This is a genomic window from Streptomyces olivochromogenes, from assembly GCF_001514115.1.
GTDB classification, from domain to species: domain Bacteria; phylum Actinomycetota; class Actinomycetes; order Streptomycetales; family Streptomycetaceae; genus Streptomyces; species Streptomyces olivochromogenes.
Genome location: NZ_KQ948493.1, coordinates 16,743 through 39,806, shown reverse-complemented (window position 1 = coordinate 39,806; position 23,064 = coordinate 16,743). Strand labels below are relative to the sequence as shown.

Genomic DNA, 23,064 nt, shown 5'->3' with positions numbered 1-23,064 from the left:
CGACCTCCCGCGGCGACATCACCGCCCACAGCCTCTGAACGAACTGAACCAGAACCAGCCAGGGGGAACACATGACGAAGAACAGCACTTCCTCGACCGGCTCGAAGTGGACCGGCATGGTGCCGGTCGACGATACGGCCCTGGCCGTCACCGACACCGGCGGTCCAGGTATCCCTGTGGTCTACCTCAACGGCCAGTTCGCCACTCAGGGGTACTGGAGGCGGGTCGTCGCCGAACTGGGCACAGGGTGGCGGCACATCACGTACGACGAGCGGGCCCGCGGCAGATCGAAGCGTTCGGTGGACTATTCCTTCGAGGCAGCCGTCCGGGATGTCGATGCCGTTCTCGCGGCCAGGGGCGTGGACCGGGCGCTGGTGGTGGGCTGGTCCTACGGGGCGGTCGTCGGGGCGCACTGGGCCGGCCGGAATCCGGAACGTGCCCTGGGCGCGGTCCTGGTCGACGGCGCGTTCCCGTACGACTGGCTCGACGAGGCCATGGAGCAGCGGATCCGGAAGCTGTTCCGGCGGATGGGCTGGTTCCTGCCGCTGCTGCGCCCGACGGGCCTGGCCCCGCGGATGACCGCCGAACAGCAGGCGAACAGCAACATCGAGCTCGGCAGGCTCTCCCGCGAGCGCGAGCTGGGCCCCGTGCTGGACGACATCACCGTCCCTGTACGGTACGTGGTCGCTTCGGGGACGTCCTTCGGAAGCCGCGGTGACGAGCAGGAACGGATACGCACCGGCCTCGATGCGGTGACCGCCGGCAACCCGAACATCCAGATCGGCGCGAAGGTCGCCGGCAACCACGGTGCGATCCTCAAGAAGGACTTCCCGTCCATCGCCGAGGCCGTACGCGAGGTCGCCGCCCTCGACCGCGCGGGGCGGACGCGGTGAAGCTGTAGCGGCCGAGCACGTTGAGGGGGCACGGAAGCGCGGGTAGAAGCGGCAGCGAACCTCCCATACACCTCGGTCTGTTCATCCGCGGTGCCGGTCCGGGCCCCTTGGGCGCGGACCGGCACACGCGTTTCGATCGATCCCGTCAGTGGCTGTGGCCGCCACCGTCGTGGCCGCTGTCGTGGTGGTGGCCGTCGGGGCCGACGATCGTCCACGGACGCATCAGGTCGTCGTCTTCGTGTTCGAGGAGGTGGCAGTGGTGGATGTACGTGGCCGGGAGCTCGGCGCCGCTGTTCGGAATCGACGCGATGTCATCCGTCGGCGGGACGAATTCCTCAATGATGATTCTGGTCACCATCTGCGCGGGGGCCTTGACCGTGTCCTTGTAGGACAGCGCTTCGTCAGGGTCCGGCGGAACCGGCGGGCCGGTGAAGTAGTTGGCCAACACCGGGTGTTCCTTCGGTTTGCGGCCACCGGAGATCCACTTTTCGTAATCCGTCTGGTAGCGGGCCGCGTCGATCGGCTGTCTGTTCAGCACCTGGAAGTTGACGAGGTGCACATGCATCGGGTGGGCGTCGTGGTTGGGATTGATGTACTCCCAGATCTCGGTCGAGCCCTCCTCGATGAAGTCCTGGGACGGCTCCATGTACGGCACCGCGTTGAACGTCATCGTCCTGTAGAGCTGGTGCTGGTACACGACCCATTCCCGCCGACGGGTCTGCGGTTTCGGCTCGATGGGTGCGACCGAGTGCAGCTTGAGCTTCTCGGGCGGTGTCGTCCTGTCCCCGCCTCCGGACAATTGCTTGGTGACCCGGAATTGCATGATGTCTGCGATTTCCGGTCCGCAGCCGGGGATGCCGGGGAAGTGGACCTGCGTTCCCGGGTAGTTCGTCAATGTGACCTTCGTGTGCGGGCGCACCCGACTGAAGTCGACGATCAGGTCGTACCGCTCGGCTGGACTGATCAGGAAGTCCAGCATGTGCAACGGGGCGCGGAAGCCGCCGTCGGTGCCGATCAGCCAGAACGGCAGTGGGGGCTCAAGAATTGCGTCTCTGGGGTCTACGTCGAACCTCAGCCGCCAGAAACGCTCGTTCGAAGCGTTGAGAATGCGCAGCCGGTAGCGTCGCGGTTCGACGTCAAGGTAAGGGTATGCCTTCCCGTTGACGACCGGGGTGTCCTCGCCTTCTCTGTCGGTCATCGTGTAGGCGAGCGAGCCGTCCTCGTGGAAGGTCCGGTCCTGCAGGATGAGGGGGACCTCGAATTCGCCTCGCGGCAGCCCGAGCCGCTCGTCGGCGGGGTCACGAATGAGGTAGAGACCGGCAAGGCCCGCATAGACGTTGAGAGCGCTCATCCCCATGGCGTGATCGTGATACCAGAGCATGCACGAATGGTCGTGGTTGGTGTAGCCGTAGATCGCTTCGTTGGGTTTGACCCGGCTCGGGTCCAGGGTGGTGTAGCCCTCGGCGTGGAAGCCCTTCGGGCTGTACGACTGCTCCGGCAGGCCGTCGGACTGTGGCGCTGTGTAACCGCCGTGCTGGTGTACGACGTTCCACACGTTGATGTCATCGGGGAACTGCGGGACGTACTTGTAGGGAGGCGGAGGGATCGGGGCGACGACGGGCGCCTTGTCGCGAATCATGTCGATCACCTTCTGGAACATGTGGGTGGTCGGCAGTTCGTTGCGCCACTTGACGACCGTCGGGTGGTCCATGGTCACGTCGAAGGTCGGCCCGAGATATCCCATGCCGATCGGCCTGTGAGGATCGTGCGGGTTCGTGGCCCAATAACCCCACACGGGTGACGGCTTGAGATCCCGGTGGAAGCGCCACGAGCTCTGCCGCATCGTGACCTCGTAGTAGTCGGCGCCCGGATAGACGGAAGGATCCGAGATGGCTGTCATCGGCCTGGGTAGCGGGTCGACGAACTTCTTCAGCGGAGGGGTGTTCGGCGTCCCCGCGGGGTCCTCACACCCTGCGGGTGGCTGAGCCGTCGCCGAATACGCCCGCGTTCCCAGAACACCCGGCGGAAACATGGCCGCAGCTCCCAGGCCACCGGCCATGAGGAATTTCCTTCGCTCAATCATCGTCCCCATCCTTCCGTCGCCTCACGTGACGCCCAAGGAATACAGGGGCTGATTCGGCACGTAACCGCAGCACGCCAGTCCGTTCTGATCAAGCCACTCATTGAGCCGATCTCGGCAGCAAATCGGAAGTCATCTTCAATACCTTGTTGTCGTGGTGGAAGCGGTGGGTGGTCGGGTCGGCGATGCGGGTGACGGGCAGGTGGCGCGTGGGGCTGGTCCGGGGCAGCGCGTCCAGCGCCTTGTGGGTGATCTCCCGCGGCTGAGCGGTGAGTTCGGCCAGGAGCGGCGAACCGCCGGGACGATCACCGAGTGGAAGCCGCTGACGAATCGAGGTCAACATCGTCCTAGCATCTGTCAGGTGAAGATCCATGGAATACTCAAAAAGGGCCTGAGACCCGCTGCGACCACCGCGTACTTGGCGGTGGCGATGCTGTTGGTGCCGGTGGGCACTGCTCAGGCGGCCCCCGGCGACAACCCCAACAAGCTGACCACGATCACCTCGTCCTCGGAGCTGTCGAAGCTCCAACTGGTCGAGCACCGGGTCCCGACGGCCTCTCTCGACAACCTGGCGAGCGAGATGGGCACCTCCCGCGGGGTCGACGAGGTCCTCGCCAGTGCCAACCACCCGATGCGCAACGCGGCGAACTGCAAAAGCACCGAGACCGCTGCCCTGCCGGTGAAACCGACCGCTGAGTCCGCCTACTGCTGGGACACCGGTGACGCGGTGACACAGGACTGGCTGCCGCAGTCGGTAACGTCCTCCGGAGACGCGGACAACGACGGAGTGTGGGGCACCAACAAGGTCATCCTGTCCGGGTGGGGTCAGAACGGCACCACCACCACCGACCACATGGGCCGTATCGCCTTCATCGACGCCAACGACCCGAGCAACTTCAAGTACCGCTGGGTGCTGCCGGTCATCCCGCTCAACGGCGGCACCGACTACCGCGCGCTCAAGTCCCACATGGGCGGTATGGTCTGGTACCAGGACAAGCTGATCGTCACGTCGTGGGAGAAGGACTCCGACAACAACGTGATGTACATCTTCGACATGAAGCGCATCCTCCAGGCGACCGTCAACAGCTCCGCGGTCGGCAAGGTGAGTGGCGGATGGTCGGCGGACGGCTACCAGTACGTGATGCCGGCCATCGGCTCCTACAGTCTCGCCGGAGGAGCCTGTAGTGCGACCAACGACGACTCCCGGCCGTGCTTCGGCTCCATCTCGCTGGACCGCAGCAGCGTGCCGGACAGCCTGGTCGCCACCGAGTGGTTCTCCTCCGGCGGCACGGAGCCGGCCCGCATCTGGCGGTACGACTTCAGCTCCGAGCCCGGCTACCTCGCCACGGACAGCAGCAGCCACGTGAACGCCTCGGCGGCGTACGAGACGAACGCCGTCGGGCTGCAGGGCGTGCTGTCGCACAGCGCCACCAGCGGTGGCACTCCGAACTTCTACGTCGACGACGCGCGCGGCGGTGTCGACCAGCACGGCATCCTGTGGCGGCAGAACACCAGCGGAGCCACGGCGGCCGCCAACTGCGGGCAGGACATCATGTACGCCTGCTGGGGCCAGCACACCGAGAGCATGTCCTACTGGTGGAGTACGGGCCGGGTGTGGACGCTCACCGAATGGGCGGCCGACAGCACGGGGCACTGGACAGGAACCGACACCGCGATTCCGCAACGGGTGCTGTTCTCCGTGCCGTTGTCCTCGATAGACAGCTCACTCAGCTGACCGAAGTGTGCCCCGGGGCAGAGATTCCCGGGGCACACCTCTCCTCACGTGTCACCGTGCGGTTCGCCGAGTTCATCGAGACGGGCCCGGACCCGCTCGGCGTCGGGGTGGGCCAGTTCGGTGAAAAGGGTGAGGGCGCTGTGCCAGGCGGCGCGGGCGGCCGCGTGGTCGCCTGTCGCACGGTGCGTGTCACCGATACGCACGAGGGTTCCGGCCTCCTCGGCCGGCACGCCCAACTCCCGGAAGATGGTGAGGGCGTTGCGGTAACTGGTGAGGGCCTGCGGGTGGTCGCCGAGGTTGTGGTGGGCGTAGGCGATGCTGTCCCAGGTGGCGGCCTGGCCGATGTGGTCTCCGAGATCCCGCTGAATGGTCAAGGCCTCAAGGCAGTGGCTGAGGGCCTGTTGGTGATCCCCGAGCGTCGCGTGGTCCCAGCCGACCGCGTTGAGAGCGGTTGCCTGCGCGGCGTGCCGGCCAGTGGCCCGGAAGAGGTCCAGGGCCAGTCGGTCGTGCCGGAGGGCACCGGGCAGGTCACCGTGCTGCTCGGCCTCCCAGCCGAGGCTCAGGTGGACGTAGGCGCGTCCGACGTCGTCTCCGAGTGCGGTGAAGAGTTCCAGGACACGGTCGAGGTGGGCACCGGCTTCGTCGCGCAGGCCCAGCCGGCCCGCCACCCGGGCCAGTCCGAGCAGGCCGTGAGCTTCCACGACGGGGTCGGAAAGCCGCAGCGCGGCGTCGAGCGCGGTCCGTTGGGCGGCCGCCCAATCGTGCCAGTGCCCCTGCCGGTCGAAGAACCGCTCCAGTGACGAGACGAGCAGGCAGACAAGGCGGTCCGAACCGGAGCTCGTGGCCGTGTCGATGACGGCGAGCAGCACCGCGTACTCGGCCGCGAGCCAGGCCAGAGCCGACTCGTCGTCGGCGAGTGGTTCGGGGAGGGTCCCCTCGGGGAGAGGCGGGAGCGGCATCGTGTCCACGTACGGTGCGATCAGCCGACCGGCGGCGTGCGCCGTGTACAGATAGTGCTCGAACAGCTGGTTCACGGCTGCTCGGCACTCGGCCTCGCTGTGCTGGGTGTGCGCCAGTTCGGCGGCGTAGGCGCGGAGCAGGTCGTGGAAGGCGTACCGGCCGGGGGCGTGCTCGTTGATGAGGTGCACGCGGGAGAGCTCGGTCAGCAGCAGCCGCGCCTCCCGTACCGCGAGCCCGGCCAGGGCGGCCGCGGCCGACGCGGTGAAATCAGGTCCGGGATGCAGTCCGAGCAGTCGGAAGAGGCGGGCGGCGGCGGGCGAGAGGGCGCGGGAGGACCAGGAGAAGACCGCAGCGACATCGGCCGACGTGTCGGCCTCGATGAAGGCGTCGAGACTGCCATGGGCCTCGCGCAGCTCGGCGGCGACGGCCGACAGCGAGAAGTGCGGGTGGGTGGCGGCGCGGGCGGCGACGCAGGCCAGGGCCAGCGGCAGCCCGGCGCACAGTGCGGTGATCTCCGCCGCCGCCTCCCGCTCGGCGGAGACCCGCTCGGCCCCCAGGCGGCGGACGAGGAGTTCCCTTCCCTCGTCGGCGCCGAGCGGACGCAGTGTGAGGGAGTGGGCTCCATGGGCGGCCACCAGACCGGAGAGCTGGTTGCGGCTGGTGACGATCGTGAGGCAGCCGGGCGTGCCGGGCAGCAGCGGCCGTACGTGATCGGAATCCCGCGCGTTGTCGAGCACGACCAGGAACCGGCGTCCGGCCAGCAGGCTGCGGTAGAGCGCGGCCTGGGCGTCCAGACCGTGCGGGACGCGGTCGGGCGGTACCCCCAGCGTGTCCAGGAAACCGCGGACCGCTTCGTCGGGACGCAGGACGGCCCCCGATGGGTCGAAGCCCCGCAGATTGACGTAGAGCTGCCCGTCGGGATAGCGGTCCGCGACCCGATGGGCCCAGTGCACGGCGAGCGTGGTCTTGCCGATTCCGGCCATTCCGCCGATGGCACTGATCACCACTGTTTCGGCGGACCGCCCCTCGCTCGACAGCGGTGCGAGGACCTCGGCCAGTTCGGCCCGCCGACCGGTGAACGTCGGTAGATCGAGCGGCAGTTGCGCGGGGACGGGAAGCGAGGCCGCTCGCGGACCGACGAGGTTCGAGGCCGCTGGATCGTCGGCGGTGCGTGCCTCGGAGGCTGCGGCTGTGGGCCCGGCCCCCGTGGATGGCGCGTCGCACAACACCGCCTGGTGGGCGTCCCGCAGCTCCGGTCCAGGATCGATGCCCAACTCGTCGGCGAGACGGCTCGACACGGTGAGGTATGCGCTGAGCGCCTCGGGCCGCCGACCGGTGGCCGAAAGCGCGAGAATCAGCCTGGCCATCAGAGGCTCGTCCAGCGGGCTGTCGGCAGCGGCTTCCCGGAGCCGGGGGAGGACCACACCCGGCACGTCCGCGCGCAGCGCGACATCGGCGGCCTCCTTCAGGGTCGCGAGGCGCTCGTCCTCCAGTGAGACGAACGCCGTGTGTGCGCGCGCCTCCACGGGGATCCCGTGGGCCGTCGGCCCCTGCCACAGGGACAAGGCCTCGCTGAGAAGTTTCACGGCCCGTGCGGGTGCTCCGTCCGAGGCGGCCCGCCGGGCCTCGACCCGCAGCGCACGGAAGCGCAACAGGTCCAGAGAGTCACTGTCGGCCACGAGTCGGTATCCGCCCGTGTCCCGGAGCAGCCAGTGGCCCGTCGCCCGGGTGGGAAGGCCGGGCTCCAACAGACGGCGCAGTGCCCCGACATGCCGGTGGACCACATTGACCGCGGTGTCCGGCGGACGCCCGCCCCACAGGACGTCGACGATCTCGCTCACGGAGACCGGCTGACCCGCCCGTACCAACAGCAGTGCCAGCAGCGCCCTTTCCTGCGGACGGCCGAGGCACAGCTCCGTCCCCGCCCGCCAGACCCGAACCGGTCCAAGTACCGCGAACCGCACCGGATCCGGCGCCACCTCATGCCCCCTCTGGTCTTCCACCCCCGGCGCTCACCCTACGTCACGCCGCTGGGACGCCCATCTGAAGGACTACCGGCATACGGCAGTGTCCTGGAGGCCTCCGGCATCAGCTGAATCCCGCACCGTGCGTGCCGTCACTCCTTCGTCGGCTACCGGCAGCCGGCATCCGTGCAGTCCCAGCGGCACTCGCACCGGGATCCGTACGCGCGCCACCGGGCCCGACTCCTGGTGCGGAACTCCTCTCGGGCGAATTCGACGCGTCGCGCCGGTACGACCCCCAGGGCGCCGCGGGCTCGTGGCATGGTCCCGGCGGCCGGATCGGTCACGACTCGTGCCGGACCGCTGCCGCCCTCCCTGTCGGCCGCTCGGCCCGAGCGCGACCTTTCGGAGTCACCGAGTGCCAATCGGGGCCACTTTCCGTAGTCGAGCGTCACCGTCGGGTCCGGTCCGTCCGACTCACTGGTCCCGTCCGACGAGTCGTACGCGTTGAGTGCCGAACACATACTGGGGCACTTCCGCAGCGGATGCGGCGGGGTTGGGGCGGTCGCAGCATGAGAAGCAGAGGTCCTCGCCTCAGCGCCCGGCCGGGGGTTTCCTCGCGCTCTCGGTTTCGACATGGAGGCGCCATCCGCGGAGGTGTCCGATGGCTCAACCCGATGCGAATCGAGGACTCGGAGCGACGGGGAGCGGTGAGTCTCCGCCGTCCGCGATGCCGCCGTCCAGAATGACGCCGTCCGGCATGTCGGCGGGCGATGCGCAGGCCGATGTGCCCAGCGGCGAAGACCTGCGTACCAACAGTGTCTTCCTCGGTTTCGCCCCCTGGATCATCTTTGACGTGGTGGCGAGCCCCAGTACGTGGAAGTACGCCGCACTGGCAGCGCTCATCGCGGCCCTGGTGTTCAATGTGCCCGACCTGCGGCGCGGGAGCTTCAAGATTCTGGAGGCGGCGAGTCTGGTGTTCTTCGCCGTCATCTTCGTACTCGGGCTCGCGGTGGACCGCCAGGACCTGATGTGGCTGGAAACCTACGCGCAGACGCTGGCCAACGGGGTGATCGCCGTCGTGGCACTCGGCTCCCTCGCCTTCACACCGTTCACCGAGCAGTACGCACGCGAGTCGGTGCCCCGCCAGTACTGGGACACACCGTTGTTCCGGCGCACCAACAGGATCCTGACGGCGATGTGGGGCGGGGTGTTCCTGGTCACGGCCCTGCTGGGGCTGCTCGCACTGCGGGTGAAGTCGGGGTCGGACTGGCTCAACTGGGTCATCCCGATCGCCTTGCTGGTCGCGGCGATCCGCTTCACGAAGTGGTACCCGGCACATGTCAGGGCGCAGGCGCGGGGCTGACCCGGCGGCGGAGGCCACGCACCGCGGTTCGTCCGCGTCAATCGTGATGTCGCACCGTGTTCGGTTCCTCCGGTAGCGGGGGAGAGGTAAAGCAATCGTATGGTCTAGTCCAAAAGTTATCTGGTCTAGGCCAATCCATTGGCATGGACGCAACACCTGCAGGAAGCTGGGGCGACTCTTCCCCACCTCCTGGAGGCACGCAGTGAGACGTCTTCGCGCATGTCTGGGCGCGGCGGCCGCCGTTGGACTCGCCGCAGCGGGTACGACCGCACTGGTCGCGGGCAGCGCTTCCGGCGCGACCTCCGCACTCAGCAACCGCTGGTACGCCGCGGCTCCCTACCTGATGCCGCTCGACAACGACCCGCCGGACCCGGCCGCCATCATGGACGCCACCGGCCTCAAGGCGTTCCAGCTCGCCTTCGTCCTCGCCCCCAACGGCGGTGGCTGCAGCCCCACATGGGGCGGTACGGCCGCGGTCTCCTCGGACACCGCCGTGCAGTCGGTCGTGAACACCATCCGTGCCAAGGGCGGCGACGTCTCCGTCTCCATCGGCGGTTACGGCGGCACCAAGCTCGGCCAGGTGTGCTCGGACGCGGCTGCCACGGCGGCGGCGTACCAGCAGGTCATCACCAAGTACGGTCTGCACGCCATCGACTTCGACCTCGAAGAGCCGGAGTACGAGAACACGGCGGCCATCAAGAACGAGATCGGCGCCGCGAAGATCCTCCAGCAGAACAACCCCGGACTCTACGTCTCCGTCACCACCGCCGGCACCGCTGACGGCACCGGCTGGTTCGGCAAGCAGATGCTGCTGGAGGCGAAGTCGCAGGGCTTCACCCCGAACAACTTCTCCATCATGCCGTTCGACGGCGGCTTCAACGGCGCGGCGTCGCAGACCGGCGCGCTGACCAACTTCAACCAGATCCTGCAGTCCACCTTCGGATGGGACCAGGCGACCGCCTACGCCCACGAGGGCTTCTCCGGGATGAACGGGCGCAGCGACACCGGCGAGTTCTTCACGCAGACCGACTTCCAGACCGTGTTGGACTACGCCACCAGCCACAACATGGACCGCTTCACGTTCTGGTCCCTCAACCGCGACCGTCAGTGCACCCCCGCCGACAACGGCGGCCGGACCTCGGGCACCTGCTCCAGCGTGGCGCAGAACTCCTGGGACTTCGCCAAGTACTCGGTGAAGTTCGCCGGGGCCACGCCGCCCTCCTCGACTCCCACCCCGACGCCGACGCCCACGCCCACGCCCCCGAGTACCGGGTGCAAGCCGGCCTGGAGCTCGACCGCGGTCTACACCGTCGGCAACGAGGTGTCGTACAACAACCACAACTGGAAGGCCAAGTGGTGGACTCAGAACGAGACCCCCGTCGCCTCCGACTGGGGCGTCTGGCAGGACGAGGGTGCCTGCTGACGACCTGACCGCCTGACCGCCTGACGACCTGACCGCCCGAGATGTGCCGGACCGGTGGGCGGGGCCCGTGAGGTGCCCCGCCCACCGGCCGCCGCGCGGCCCGGAACCCAGTGCGTGGTGTGTGCCCAAGCGCCGATCAGGGCCGCCACCACGTGCGCCGGCCCTTCAGAGGGTCGAAAATGGGCACAGGCCCGGTCGTCGAGGACACGCGGTGCCTGCCGAGAGGAACGTCGTCATGCGCGGACAGCCGCCATTGCCGTCAGGGGCCGTTCGCGGTGCACGTACCGGCGCGGGCGGCGAGCACGCATGACGTCGGGGCCGGGCGGTGCCGCGATCCTACGACGGTCGATTCAGGTCACCTGCTCGGCGAGCGTCGGCTTCTACGCGTTCCTCTACGGCCTTCAGCAACCCGTGGCGGCGCTGTACGCACTGTTCACACCGATCTCGCTCGGCCTGCTGTCCACCATTCCCGGGACCGGCCGGCAGCAGGCATGGATCACCTTGCGTACCCTGCCGTTCGGAGTGGCTTTCGTCGCGCTGGGCACGGCACTCGCGGTGAGCACGGCGGCCGCCGTGGCCGGCATGCTGATCGTCGGATTCTTTTTGAGTTTCACCGTGGTCGCCGGGCCTCGTACGGCGGGTCCCGCCCCCGGTCTCCAACTCCTCTACATCCTGGCCTGCTTCCCGCCGTACGCCCCTCAGACGCTGGGCGCCCGGCTGACGGGCGTGGCCGTGGGCGTCGTACTCCTCGGCCTGTGCCAGATGTTCGTGCTGCCCGGTCCACCTGCCACGCGCTACCGGATCGTGCTTGCCGACGCGTTGGAGACGGCCGCCGCGGCAGCGGTCGATCCGGCCCGCGTCTCCGTAGCGAGGCTGCGTTATCTCAGCGAGGGGATGCGGCTGTCGCAGGTTTCCCCAGGCGAGCGCCCGACCGGTCCAGGGCGCCGGGACCGGGCCCTGGCACAGGCGGGAGCCGCGGTCCGCCGGGTCCTGGACCAGCTGGCGTCGCGGAGCACGACGTCCGTGCCTGCTGGCGCGGCACCGCGCACGGATCCATCGGCCGCCGCGCTTCGCGAACGCGTCGCGCGGACGTGCGAGGAGACGGGTGCGGCCCTGCGCGTCGGTGAGCGTCCACCGACGGCCGACGCGCTCGACAGGGCGATCCGGCAGTTCCAGGCGGAACGGATCCGCCGTGCGGCCGACCCGGGGGAACCGGGCGCGGACACCGACGTCCTGCGGCGACAGGCGGCGGAGCTGACACTGGCCGAGTCGACGTGGATCGCGGTGACAGCCGTGGGTGTCTCTGCCGTCGGCCGCAGAACCTCACCTCTCCGGCCCCGCGAACTCTTCTGGTACGCCGACCTGCCCACGACGCAGCTGTGGGCGCGTCGCATCGTGGGCAACGCGACGCATCGCTCGGTGTGGTTCCAGAACGCGGTACGGGTCGCGTGCGGCCTCGCCATCGCCCGTCTTGTCGCGGGCACGCTCGACCTCGCGCACGGATTCTGGGTCCTCCTCGCGGTCCTCACGCTGGGGCGTACCACCGTCGGCGCCACCTGGCGGGCCGTGCGCCAGGCCATGGTCGGCAACCTGGTGGGGGCTGTCGCGGCAGGTGTGCTGCTCATCGCCCTCGGCCGGCACCTGGACGCCTATGCCGTCCTGCTCGTGCCGGGCATGCTCATCGCCTTCGCTCTGGGCCCGCGGCTCGGAGTCGCCTACGCTCAGGGGCTGTTCACGCTGGTGGTCTCCCTCGCCTTCGCCCAGATCACCCCGACCAGCTGGCGACTGTCGGAAGCCCGCATCGTCGATGTCGTCACCGGCAGTGTCATCGGCCTTCTGTGTGGGCTGCTCGCCTGGCCGGCGGGGGCACGGAAAGAGGTTCACCGCACCATGGCGACCCTGTTGCGCTCGTGCGGGACGCTGGTACCCGCCACGGTCGAGGCGCTGCTGGCCCCGTCGGCGGCCGCTCCGTCTCCGCCCGCGACGTCGCCGACCCTGCGGCACCTGCGTCTGGCGGAGGCCGCCTATGCGCAGTTCCGCAGCGAGCCACCCACCGCCTGGGAGGGCGCCCAGGCCGATTGGCACGGGGTGCTCATCGTGGCGTACCACACGGTGCTCGGTGCCCAGCGGCTTCCTTGCTTCGAAGCGCCCCTGCCCGATGTGGCGGCGGACGCGCGCGCGTGGGTCCGCGGGACGGCCGCCGAGCTGACGACGGACGCCGACCGCATCGCCACGTACTTCACCACCGACGAACGTCCCGCACCCGGCCGGAGTCCCCCTGGCCCCACGCTGCCGGAGCACCACCCGGCCCTGCCCACACTCATCGATCTCGAAGTGTGGCTGACCGAGATCGACCACCAGCTCGCCCGCATCGAGGACTCGGTCAGCCCCAAGACCTGAGAGCCCGACGGGCCCAGGAGGGTCACCCCTCGCGCTGCCTGAACGACCCGATCCATCCCGGCGCGCGGCGCAGAAGGCGCCGGTCGCATAGGATTCGAGTATCTGGTCCGTTATGCGGCTATTTGGGGAGTCGCGTCATGGAGGGCATCGCTGACATGGGGGGCACCTCGGGATGGGGCCCCGCGCGTCCGCCCAGGGCCGACGAACCGGTCTTCGCGGAGCCCTGGCAGGGCCGGGCCGCCGCGCTGACGATCCTGGCCACCAGGGTGTCCGGTCGGAATGTGGACGCATTCCGGCACGCGCAGGAACGCCTGGACCGAGCCGCCTACCTCGATGAGGGCTACTTCGGCCGCTGGCTCAACGCCGCCGAACTGATGCTCACCGAGGGCGCCGTCCTCGCCCCGGGCGAGATCGACGCCCGGGCCCGCGCCCTGCGCGGCGAACACGTCGAGAATCCCCCCGTCTCCGTCTCCGTCCCCGAATCCGCTCGACCCGACGCCGGCCCGCCCACCTCTGCGATCGCCGCCTGGCGGTCCGCTCCCGGTTCGCTGCGCACCATCGACGCCGCCCCCGCCTTCGCCGTCGGCCAACGGGTCCGCGCCCAGAACATCTCGCCGCCCGGGCACACCCGCCTGCCCGGGTACGTCCGGGGACATGCCGGCGTCGTCGAGGTCGTCCAGCCCGCTGCCGTCTTCCCCGACACCCATGCGCACTTTCTGGGCGAGAACCCCCAACACGTCTACTCCGTACGGTTCGACTCGCACGAACTGTGGGGCGAGGGCGCCGACTCCTTCGCCGTCACTGTGGACCTGTTCGAGAACTACCTGGAGACCACCTCATGACGACCTCCAGCGAATCCGGCGAGGCCCCTTCCGCGGCCCTGCGCACCGAGGCACTCGAACAGCTGCTCACCGAACGCGGTCTGATCGACTCCGAGATCGTTGATGCGTTCATCACCAACTACGAGACCAACGTGGGTCCGCTCAACGGCGCCAAGGTGGTCGCCAAGGCCTGGACCGACCCCGAGTACCGCCGACGGCTCCTGGCGGACGGCACCTCCGCCATCAAGGAACTCGGCTTCGGCGGCCCCCAGGGCGAGCACATCGTCGTCGTCGAGAACACTCCCACGACCCACAACGTCGTCGTCTGCACCCTGTGCTCCTGCTACCCCTGGCCCGTGCTCGGCCTTCCGCCGGGCTGGTACAAGGATCCCGTCTACCGTGCACGCGTGGTCAAGGAACCCCGTACCGTCCTCTCCGAGATGGGCCTCGACCTCGGCGACGACGTCCACATCACCGTGCGGGACTCCACGAGCGAGGTTCGCTGGCTCGTCCTGCCCGAGCGGCCCGCCGGCACCGAGCACCTGACCGAGGAGGAGCTCGTCCCGCTCGTCACCCGGGATGCCATGGTCGGCGTGGCGAAGGCGGCAGCCGCGTGACGGCCCCCCTCGATGTCGACGGGACCGCGGCTCCACCCCGCGCCAACGGGGAACTCGTTTTCTCCGCACCCTGGGAGAGCCGCGCCTTCGGCATGGCTGTCACCCTCTACGAGGCAGGCGCCTTCACCTGGCCCCAGTTCCAGGCCGCACTCATCGCCCGCATCGCCGCGTGGGAGAACGCACCCGACCAGAACCGGCCGTGGAGCTACTACCACCATTGGCTCGCCGCGCTGGAAGACGTACTGGACGAGCAGGGAACCATCTCCTGCGACGAAGTCGCCACTCGTGCACTCACCCTGGCCCAACGCCCGGCCGGGCACGACCACCACCACTGACCCGAACGTTCCCGCACCACCACGGCGCACACGACGGCGCCCTCGATCGAGCTCCCCTCGGTTGTGAGCCACCTCTGATCCGGCTCTGATCAAACCCTGATGGAGCGCTGCGAGGCTCATGTACGAGATGAACGCCGATCGCACGTCGCCGGAATGGTTCCACCGCAGTCGGCGCGACATCCCCCGAAATCCGCCCTCCTCATGGAGTGATCAATGGTGTTCGCGTACCGCAGGAACGGATCGGCCAGGCATGTTGCCCGTACGGCCGGGACGCTCGCAGCTCTGACCATGGGTGCTTCACTGCTCGTGGCCCCCCAGGCACTCGCGGCCAGTAGTCCGACCAACGCCGAACTCCTGAAGGCGTGCAACTGGGCAAGTCTCTGCAAGTTCCACCCGCAGAGCTACTGGGGTTACACCGGGCCGAAGCACCAGGTGGGGAGCACCGCGTACAACTGCGGGAGCAACACCAACCAGCACCGGATCGACTGGTCGGACACGACCACCGCCGGCAACACGGTCGGCGTCTCCGTCTCGGCGACCTACAAGTTCTCGTTGGTCTTCGAGGCCTCCGTGGAGACCAGCTACAGCCACAGCTGGGAGAACTCCCACACCGACACCGAGTCCAACACGATCAACATCTCGCCGAGAAGTGTCGGGTGGCTTGAGCGCGGAACCTCGAAGCAGCAGGCCAAGGGCTGGTGGGAGATCCAGTTCAAGAACAAGTACTACGACCACTACGTCTGGTACATCTACGACTTCCAGCAGTCCGGCTTCAACAAGGACAACCCCAGCTACGGCTATGTCAACTTCAAGGACCGGCCGATGACCTCGGCCGAAATCGGCGCGCACTGCTGACACCGTTCAGTCCAACCGGTCCGAGAACAAGAATGGTGACAGTCCCATGCACAGTCCCATGCACAGTCTCAAGCGCAAAGTCGCCACGGCGGCACTCGTCGCAGGCGCCCTCTTCGGCGGTCTGGCGGTTCCGGGCACGGCCTACGCCGCCAACAAGTACGTACAGCTCAAGGTCTGCAGCGGGTCCACCGAGACGGTGAAGTTCTACTTCGTCGGCGAGAACCAGTACGGCGACTGGGGCGGCTCGAGGTTCTGGGAGATCGCCCCGAAGGGGTGCACCGTGGCGGAAGGCTACTGGTGGATCGCCGGGCAGTCGGTCGAGTTCCACCACCGCAAGCCCAGCACCGGATGGCGGTGGGAACCCCGGCTCATCTCGGCGAACGACACCAGCAACGGCGCCACATACCAGCTCTACATCGGCTGAGAGCAGCCCCATGCACGGGTCCGCGGGCCGCCACGCGCGGCCTGCGGACCCGTCAGGTCACTCGACTCGGGTGAGCGGAGGGCATTCCCACACCGCGTCCACGACCTCGCGGTGCGGACGGTACATGCGCAGGATCACGAACCAGGTGCCGCTTTCGGGTGTGGGCAGCCAGTTGGACTCACGCTCCTCGCCCGGTGATGTGGACTGCAGATGGAGGGTCAGACCGCCGTCAGGGTCCATGACGAGCCCGGTCGTGCGGTCCCCGACCGAGTAGCGGTCGGCCGGGTTGGGGATCAGGTTCATGTCGTCGCCGTACGCGGACAGGGACCAGAAGGCATCGACGGGCGGCATCGCGCCCGCCCCGAAGCGCAGCGTGTACCGGCCGGACGACAGCTTGTTGCCGTCCGCGTCGTCGTAGTTGAGCAGATAGACCGCCTCGTCGGGATCGTTGGCCATGATGCCCGCCAACGACTGGTCGGCGGCACGCTTGACGAAGTCGTCGCCGAAGCGGCCCATTTGCGGTGGCGGATAGCGCCAACCGTTCACCACATGTGCCCACTCACCGCTGAGCATCTGCTGTTTGAGCATCGGCGTACCGACAGTCGCAGCCCTGATGAGGTTCTGTCTGACCGCCTCGGGCTGGGCGTCGACGTCGAGACCGGGACCGATGCCGACCTCGGCGAACTGCTTGAGCAGGATCGCGTGGTGCGCCGGTGGCGGGTTCTCGGCCAGCATGGCGTTGAGCGTCTTCCACGGGCCGAGGGGATCCTGCGCGGGGTCCACCGGCGCCGGCACATCATGGCTCGCCGGGAGTCGCGCCGGGTCGACGGGCCCGCCGCTCCTGTCGAAGAAGCTGAGCGGAGTGAGCCGGTACTGGGCTTGGAGCGTCTGCACGTTCGGCACGTCGTCCTCGCCGTCGACCAGCGTCCTGCCGAGGATCAGGATCCACGGGCTCGGCGCGGTCGCCACACGGCGCACACCATCGGGAAGTGTCCCGCTCCAGTCCGGACCGACGATCGCGAAGTGGCCGGCCTCGGATCCCGTGGAGCGCTGGCCTATGTAGTCGAAGTTGTCGGAGGTGATGCCCATCAGCTCGAAGGAGAAGTAGCGATCACCCATGTCCGGATGCGAGAGAACGACCGGCTCGCCGCGCAGGTTGACCCACGCGGTCGAGTACAGGGTGTCGTTGTTCGGACAACCGCCGTCCTGGTACGAGGCGTCCAGCAGCCGCTGCGCGTGCCAGAAGTGGTTGACCGCGGCGTACGGCACCGTCGCCGGGTCACGCGGCTGGGTCACCCACTGGTGGCGCAGCCGGGCGTTGTAGATGTACGGAAAACCGTAGACGAATGCCTGCTCACCCAACGTGTAGGCGTACTCCCCACGCCAGTCACGCACTCGTCCGGTCAGGATGGGTGTCACCGCCTGCCGCACCAGTGGCAGCGCTTGAGGCAGCTGCCGCAACCGTTCCACCACGGCCTGGGGGTGCCGTACGGCATCCGCCGCGGCCCGACGGGCCGCGCCCGCGGCGCCGGCTGCCCGGTTGATGGTGGCCGTGACGCCTGCGGCATCGTCGTGCTTGCGCCGAAGCAGATGGTGATGTGTGGGATGTGTGGCTTCGGACATGATCATGTCCTCCCCGTTGTGAACACCTCGTGGGAAGCCTCTGCACCACTTCTCACCATAGGTCGCATTCGGAGGAGCGCCAACGCGGCGGAGACGTCAGACGCGATCGGCCGCGATCAGCAGGTACTGGAAGCTGCCGTTCTCGTAGGCGCTCAGGAACGTTTCCTCGATGCCGGTGACCAGGTGGTCGGCCTGCTTGCGGAGTTCCCAGTAGGGGATGGTGTCGGCGGTCAGGTCCTGGACGTGGACGGGTACGAGGCGGTTGCGGGCCATGGCGCGGAAGTACTCCGAGCGCGGGTGGATGTCGCAGATGTAGTGGGCGTTGATGAGAGACACCTCCCGGGAGGCCCGCCCGTAGGCGTCGTTGTAGCAGCCGGTGATCGTCACGTAGCGTCCGCCGCGTCGCAGCAGCCGTGCGTGCTCGGCGAACAGCAGGTCGAGTTCCACATACATGGTGGACTCGTTGTTCCAGGAAGCCGCATACGCGCCGGAGGGCAGGCCGGTGTCGAGCATGTTCCGGTGGTGGTAGCGGACCTTGTCGTCGATGTTCCGACTGCGGGCCTGGGCATTGGCGAAGTCGGCCTGTTTCCTCGAGATCGTGACGCCGTCGGTGTGGCATCCGTACCGCAGATGGGCCACCACACTTCCGCCGCCGCGCCCGCAGCCTGCGTCGAAGACGTGGTCGGCGCGGGAGAGGGGGCCGAGGTGGGAGGCGAGGAGGTCGGCCTGTGCCTGTTCCAGACGGTGCAGTTCGGCGGTGGTCCGGTCACGGCGCATGGCAGCGCCGTCCCCGCCCCCGTCCCGGCTCTCGTCGAGTACCGACCAGTCGACGTCTCCGATGCCGTAGTGGTGGTGGTAGAGGTCGTCGATCTTTCCGAGTTCGAGGTTGACCGGGTTCTCCTCGGCGTTCCAGTAGTCCGCGACGCGGGTCTGGTACGTCGACTGGCAGGTGGCCTGGGTCGGCATCGGCGCTGCCGCGGTGCCGGCATCGGTGATGGGCAAAGGTGACTCCTTGTGGCGCGGTGGACGACGGGCCGGGCGGCAGGGTGTTACCAGTAGTTCGGCAGGTGGTAGCGGTGGGTGTTGGTGGCGTGCCATTCGTGGTTCCCTGACACCCAGGCGGCCAGGCCCCGGGCGTAGCGCTCGACGAGAGGTGAGGTGGCGGACAGAGCCGCCGCCTCCTCCTCGAACGCCTCCATGACCTGGTTGTGGATCACGACGGCCTTCAGAAAGGCGGCCTTCAGCCCGCACCGTTCGTTCGCGGCGATGACCTGAGGCAGATTGAGGTGGCTGGGGTCGTTGGCCAGTTCCTTGGTGAAGGAGTACAGGTCGTTGACGATCGTGGTGGCGTTGCCCGCGAGCGCGGTGATCCGCTGGATCTCGGGCCGCGCGTACAGGGCCTCGGGCAGCTCGTAGCCGTCCACGGCGTCGACGATCGACAGGCAGGGGCGGAAGTTGTTGAACTGCCGCATCATCAGGTACTCCCAGACCGGTGGCACGTACCGGATCTCGGCCCAGGCGGCCTCACCGAGATAGCCCAGATGCAGCCGGGCGAGATCGTGCACCAGCCGGTCGGTCTGGCTGGGGGTGGCGAAGACGGCGTAGTCCTTGAGGGCTCCGTGGTACGAGCGCAGCGGCCCGTCGGCCTGTACGCCGCGCCGCCACCGCGCTTCCAGTTCGGGAGTGGAATGGAAGGGGTCGAGCGCGGACTGGGCCCTGATCAGCCTGCCGCCGAGGCCGCGCGATGAGCCGCCTTTGTCCTCGTCCTCCTCGCAGTAGCAGTTGTCGACGAGGTTCTCGGCCAGCAGCAGCTTGCCGGCCACGGTGAGACGTTCGAGGTCGGCCGCGCCCGGATGCTGGAGTACGACGGCCCGGCCGAACTGGAATCCAGCGAAGTCCCCCGTCCACGCCCTGGGGAACGCGTCGAGCCGGCGGACCCAGGCCTCCAGCCTGCGGTCGACCTCCGCCGCCTTCCCCGGGTCCGCGGGGGCGGCGGGCCGGTGGCGCAGCCCGGGGACGGCCCCGCTCCGCCGGGCTTGCGTGACGGGGACGAGGCGGGGCGGCCCGGGCAGTCGCGTCGGCGATCCGGAAGCCGATGGTGTGCTCATTCCGCGGTCCGTCCGACCTGGACGTTCTCCAGGATCCCCGCGGCGTCGGGTACGAGGATGGCCATCGCGTAGTAGGCGGTGACCAGGTAACTCATGATCGCGGTGCTGTCGATGCCCATGAACCGTACGTTCAGACCGGGCTCGTACTCCTCCGGAATGCCGGTCTGGTGCAGGCCGACGACCCCTTGGTCCTTCTCTCCCGTGCGTAGCGCGATGATGCTGCTGGTGTGCTGGGGGCTGATCGGGATCTTGCCGCACGGAAAGAGCGGAACGCCGCGCCACGCCGGCACTTCGTGGCCGTCGAGGTTCACGGTGCCGGGCACCAGCCCGCGCCGGTTGCACTGCCGGAAGAAGGCCGCTATCGCCTTCGGGTGGGCCAGGAAGAGCCGGGTCTTGCGGCGCATCGACAGGAGTTCGTCGAGATCGTCGGGCGTCGGGGGACCGGAGAAGGTGCTGACGCGCTGGCCGTAGTCGACGTTGTGGAGCAGACCGAACTCGCGGTTGTTGACCAGCTCCCACTCCTGGCGCTCGCGGATCTCCTCGATGGTCAGGCGGAGTTGCTGCTCGGTCTGGTTCATCGGATGGTTGTAGAGGTCGGCGACCCTGGTGTGGACGCGCAGGACGGTCTGGGTCAGGGACAGCTCGTATTCGCGCGGGGCGAGGTCGTAGTCGACGAAGCCGCCGGCGAGGACGGGTTCGCCCACGTGCCCGGCCTGCACGGGTACGTCGGCCTCGCCCTTGCGGTTCATGGGCTTGCTCTGCTGTTGTGCGAAGGTGTCCAGCTGGACGGCGAGCGACGGGGTGCGCTCCACGAACGCCATGAGCGTGTCCCAGTTGAGTGCCAGCACCACGCCCGGAGTCTCGGCGCGTACCGAGCTGAACCACAGCGGGTCGGCCTGGCCGATGGCCTCGTCTCCCATCCCGTCGCCGTCCGTGATGACTCCGGTGACTTCCTGCTCGCCGTACTTGCCGGTGGTGTAGCGGGTGAACCGGCCGTGGACGACGAGATAGGCCTCGGTGACGGGCTGCCCGGCGTCGAAGAGGACCTGGCCCGTACGCACCTCACGCACCCTGAACCGTGCGGCGATCTCCTGCAGGGCCGCGGTGTCGGAGTAGCCGCGCAGGGCGGGCAGCTCGGTCAGTGTCTCGGGAATGACCCTGATGTCGTCCGCGCCGTTCTGCTCGAACTGCACCCGGCCCCGGCCGACGCGGAGTTGGAGTCGCCGGTTCACCCGGTAGGTGCCGCCCTTGACGTCCACCCAGGGCAGCATCTTGAGCAGCCATCGCGAGGTGATGGCCTGCATCTGAGGTTCGGACTTGGTGGTGGTGGCCAGCTGACGTGCCGCGTCGGTGCTGAGACTGGTGGACCGTGGTCCGTCGGCGGTGGGCCCGGCGGCGCTTTCTGGTGAGCTTTCCGGGACTGTCACATGTCCTCCCGATACGTGAGCGGGCGTGGGTGGATACGCACGAACATCAGCGAACAAGGCAGGGCGACGACGCCGTACGCCTCGGGCAAGGGCTCCTGCTGCCCGGCCACGGACGACGTCTGACCTGAACCCGTGTCGAAGGGGCGCCCCGGCGACACGTCAGACGCCGTGCGGCGTGGGTTCACGGAGGCGGTGGAGGTCGAAGACGGATTCCGGGGAGGTGGGCGCCAGGACAGCAACCTCGTGACGGTCCGGGCGGTTGGGCAGCGCGCGCCCCATGTCAAGCGAAACAGTCACCGGTGACGGTCGGAACCGCGTGAAAGGGGCGCATTCGTGCCCTCGAAGTGGGTACCCATCGCGCGAGGCGGACCGGCCATGAGGGTGTACTCGCACGCGGGTCGCCGGGTCCCGCGCCACCGGCGCGAGAGCGTACGAGCGTCTCAGGTGCGCGTTCTTCTTGATCAGGTGGCCCCGCTCGAATGATCAAAAGGGCGTCGGGCTACCATCTGAGCGCCACCTAGCTCGAAAGATGAATCTGTGACTGTCAATGACGACTCGTTCACCAACTGGAACCACCGCGAGGAGATCGCGGAGTCGATGATCCCGATCATCGGGAAGCTGCACCGGGAGCGGGACGTCACGGTCCTGCTGCACAGCCGTTCCCTGGTGAACAAGTCTGTGGTGAGCATTCTCAAGACCCATCGGTTCGCCCGGCAGATCGCCGGCGAGGAACTCTCGGTCATCCAGACGCTGCCGTTCCTGCAGGCTCTCACCACGCTCGATCTCGGCCCGTCGCAGATCGACATCGGCATGCTCGCCGCGACCTACAAGTCCGACGACCGTGGTCTGTCGGTGGCGGAGTTCACCGCCGAGGCCGTGGCCGGTGCCACGGGCGACAACAAGATCGAGCGCCAGGAGCCGCGCGACGTCGTCCTCTACGGGTTCGGCCGCATCGGCCGCCTCGTCGCCCGCCTGCTCATCGAGAAGGCCGGCTCCGGCAACGGCCTGCGACTGCGCGCCGTCGTCGTCCGCAAGGGTGCCGGCCAGGACATCGTCAAGCGCGCCTCGCTGCTGCGGCGTGACTCCATTCACGGCCAGTTCCGGGGCACGATCACCGTCGACGAGGCCAACAGCAAGATCGTCGCCAACGGCAACGAGATCAAGGTGATCTACTCCGACGACCCGCTGTCGGTGGACTACACGGAGTACGGCATCAAGGACGCCATCCTCATCGACAACACCGGCAGGTGGCGTGACCGCGAGGGCCTGTCCCAGCACCTTCGCCCCGGCATCGCCAAGGTCGTCCTGACCGCACCGGGCAAGGGCGACGTTCCCAACATCGTCCACGGCGTCAACCACGACACGATCAAGCCGGACGAGCAGATCATGTCCTGCGCCTCCTGCACCACCAACGCGATCGTCCCGCCGCTGAAGGCGATGGCGGACGAGTACGGCGTTCTGCGCGGCCATGTGGAGACCGTCCACTCGTTCACCAACGACCAGAACCTGCTGGACAACTACCACAACTCCGACCGCCGCGGCCGTTCGGCGCCGCTCAACATGGTCATCACCGAGACCGGTGCCGCCTCCGCCGTCGCCAAGGCGCTGCCCGACCTCAAGGCGAAGATCACCGGCAGCTCCATCCGCGTCCCGGTACCGGACGTGTCGATCGCCATCCTCAACCTGCAACTCGCCCGCGAGACCACACGCGAGGAAGTCCTCGACCACCTCCGCGATGTCTCGCTGACCTCGCCGCTCAAGCGCCAGATCGACTTCATCAGCGCCCCCGACGCGGTCTCGAGCGACTTCATCGGCTCGCGTCATGCCTCGATCGTCGACGCCGGCGCGACCAAGGTCGAAGGCGACAACGCGATCCTCTACCTCTGGTACGACAACGAGTTCGGCTACTCCTGCCAGGTCGTCCGCGTCGTCCAGCACGTCTCCGGGGTGGAGTACCCGACGTACCCGGCCCCAGCGGTCTGATCGCGGCAGCCTCTCCCGGTCGGCATTCGGTTGCCGTCCGCTCCCACCGTGCC

The 23,064-nt window shown here is 68.2% G+C and carries 18 protein-coding genes; 11 read left to right on the top strand and 7 right to left on the bottom strand.

Features of this window, described 5'->3' with window-relative positions:
• Positions 1–71 precede the first annotated feature (71 nt).
• Positions 72–893, top strand: coding sequence for an alpha/beta fold hydrolase (locus tag AQJ27_RS49465; protein WP_067385330.1), 822 nt, complete (start codon positions 72–74; stop codon positions 891–893).
• Between the two features lie 145 nt (positions 894–1,038).
• On the opposite strand, the gene AQJ27_RS49460 is transcribed toward AQJ27_RS49465, so the two are convergent.
• Together AQJ27_RS49460 and AQJ27_RS55325 are read right to left on the bottom strand one after the other, a co-directional pair.
• On the bottom strand, positions 1,039–2,793 hold the full coding sequence (locus AQJ27_RS49460; RefSeq protein ID WP_235614024.1) for a multicopper oxidase family protein: 1,755 nt from the start codon (positions 2,791–2,793) through the stop codon (positions 1,039–1,041).
• A gap of 280 nt (positions 2,794–3,073) precedes the next feature.
• Positions 3,074–3,316 (bottom strand): hypothetical protein, encoded by a 243-nt coding sequence (locus AQJ27_RS55325; protein WP_067385327.1) that lies wholly within the window; start codon positions 3,314–3,316, stop codon positions 3,074–3,076.
• Positions 3,317–3,334: 18 nt separating this feature from the next.
• On the opposite strand from AQJ27_RS55325, the gene AQJ27_RS49450 reads away from it, so the two are divergent.
• Positions 3,335–4,708 carry a hypothetical protein gene (locus AQJ27_RS49450; protein WP_067385322.1) on the top strand — a complete coding sequence of 458 codons (1,374 nt, stop codon included), beginning with the start codon at positions 3,335–3,337 and terminating at the stop codon, positions 4,706–4,708.
• Positions 4,709–4,752: 44 nt separating this feature from the next.
• Here AQJ27_RS49450 and AQJ27_RS49445 read toward each other — a convergent pair whose 3' ends face one another.
• Complete coding sequence (locus tag AQJ27_RS49445; RefSeq protein WP_067385321.1) at positions 4,753–7,647, bottom strand: AfsR/SARP family transcriptional regulator; 2,895 nt, start codon at positions 7,645–7,647, stop codon at positions 4,753–4,755.
• A 742-nt stretch (positions 7,648–8,389) separates the two neighbouring features.
• Between AQJ27_RS49445 and AQJ27_RS49440 the strand changes: the two genes are divergently transcribed.
• The 8 genes from AQJ27_RS49440 (at position 8,390) to AQJ27_RS49405 (ending at position 15,870) form a co-directional block, all read left to right on the top strand.
• Entirely contained in the window at positions 8,390–8,995 is a 606-nt protein-coding gene (locus tag AQJ27_RS49440; protein WP_067385313.1) for a DUF3159 domain-containing protein, read from the top strand.
• Between the two features lie 202 nt (positions 8,996–9,197).
• Complete coding sequence (locus AQJ27_RS49435; RefSeq protein WP_067385311.1) at positions 9,198–10,418, top strand: carbohydrate-binding protein; 1,221 nt, start codon at positions 9,198–9,200, stop codon at positions 10,416–10,418.
• Positions 10,419–10,724: 306 nt separating this feature from the next.
• Positions 10,725–12,818 carry an FUSC family protein gene (locus AQJ27_RS49430; RefSeq protein ID WP_067385308.1) on the top strand — a complete coding sequence of 698 codons (2,094 nt, stop codon included), beginning with the start codon at positions 10,725–10,727 and terminating at the stop codon, positions 12,816–12,818.
• A 137-nt stretch (positions 12,819–12,955) separates the two neighbouring features.
• Positions 12,956–13,660 carry a nitrile hydratase subunit beta gene (gene nthB / locus AQJ27_RS49425; RefSeq protein WP_067385306.1) on the top strand — a complete coding sequence of 235 codons (705 nt, stop codon included), beginning with the start codon at positions 12,956–12,958 and terminating at the stop codon, positions 13,658–13,660.
• A complete protein-coding gene (gene nthA, locus AQJ27_RS49420) occupies positions 13,657–14,256 on the top strand; it encodes a nitrile hydratase subunit alpha (protein ID WP_067385305.1) in 600 nt (199 codons plus the stop codon). Before nthB ends, nthA begins: the two co-directional genes overlap by 4 nt.
• The gene (locus AQJ27_RS49415) at positions 14,253–14,591 is read left to right on the top strand and encodes a nitrile hydratase accessory protein (protein WP_067385303.1); all 339 of its coding nucleotides are present in this window, start codon (positions 14,253–14,255) and stop codon (positions 14,589–14,591) included. Before nthA ends, AQJ27_RS49415 begins: the two co-directional genes overlap by 4 nt.
• Before the next feature lie 213 nt (positions 14,592–14,804).
• Complete coding sequence (locus AQJ27_RS49410; RefSeq protein ID WP_067385301.1) at positions 14,805–15,446, top strand: hypothetical protein; 642 nt, start codon at positions 14,805–14,807, stop codon at positions 15,444–15,446.
• Between the two features lie 46 nt (positions 15,447–15,492).
• A complete protein-coding gene (locus AQJ27_RS49405) occupies positions 15,493–15,870 on the top strand; it encodes a hypothetical protein (RefSeq protein ID WP_244313891.1) in 378 nt (125 codons plus the stop codon).
• 57 nt (positions 15,871–15,927) lie between these two features.
• Here the strand turns inward: AQJ27_RS49405 and AQJ27_RS49400 are convergent, their stop codons facing one another.
• The 4 genes from AQJ27_RS49400 to AQJ27_RS49385 form a co-directional block, all read right to left on the bottom strand.
• Positions 15,928–17,493 (bottom strand): DUF1254 domain-containing protein, encoded by a 1,566-nt coding sequence (locus tag AQJ27_RS49400; RefSeq protein ID WP_159064653.1) that lies wholly within the window; start codon positions 17,491–17,493, stop codon positions 15,928–15,930.
• Positions 17,494–17,589: 96 nt separating this feature from the next.
• Positions 17,590–18,459, bottom strand: a complete 870-nt coding sequence (locus tag AQJ27_RS49395) for a geranyl diphosphate 2-C-methyltransferase (protein WP_096240599.1) — start codon at positions 18,457–18,459, stop codon at positions 17,590–17,592.
• A gap of 83 nt (positions 18,460–18,542) precedes the next feature.
• Positions 18,543–19,601, bottom strand: a complete 1,059-nt coding sequence (locus AQJ27_RS49390; RefSeq protein ID WP_067385289.1) for a family 2 encapsulin nanocompartment cargo protein terpene cyclase — start codon at positions 19,599–19,601, stop codon at positions 18,543–18,545.
• Complete coding sequence (locus AQJ27_RS49385; protein ID WP_067385279.1) at positions 19,598–21,028, bottom strand: family 2B encapsulin nanocompartment shell protein; 1,431 nt, start codon at positions 21,026–21,028, stop codon at positions 19,598–19,600. The genes AQJ27_RS49390 and AQJ27_RS49385 overlap by 4 nt, the downstream gene beginning before the upstream one ends.
• A 537-nt stretch (positions 21,029–21,565) precedes the next feature.
• Between AQJ27_RS49385 and AQJ27_RS49380 the strand changes: the two genes are divergently transcribed.
• A complete protein-coding gene (locus AQJ27_RS49380) occupies positions 21,566–23,011 on the top strand; it encodes a glyceraldehyde-3-phosphate dehydrogenase (RefSeq protein ID WP_067385276.1) in 1,446 nt (481 codons plus the stop codon).
• The last annotated feature ends 53 nt before the right edge of the window (positions 23,012–23,064 follow it).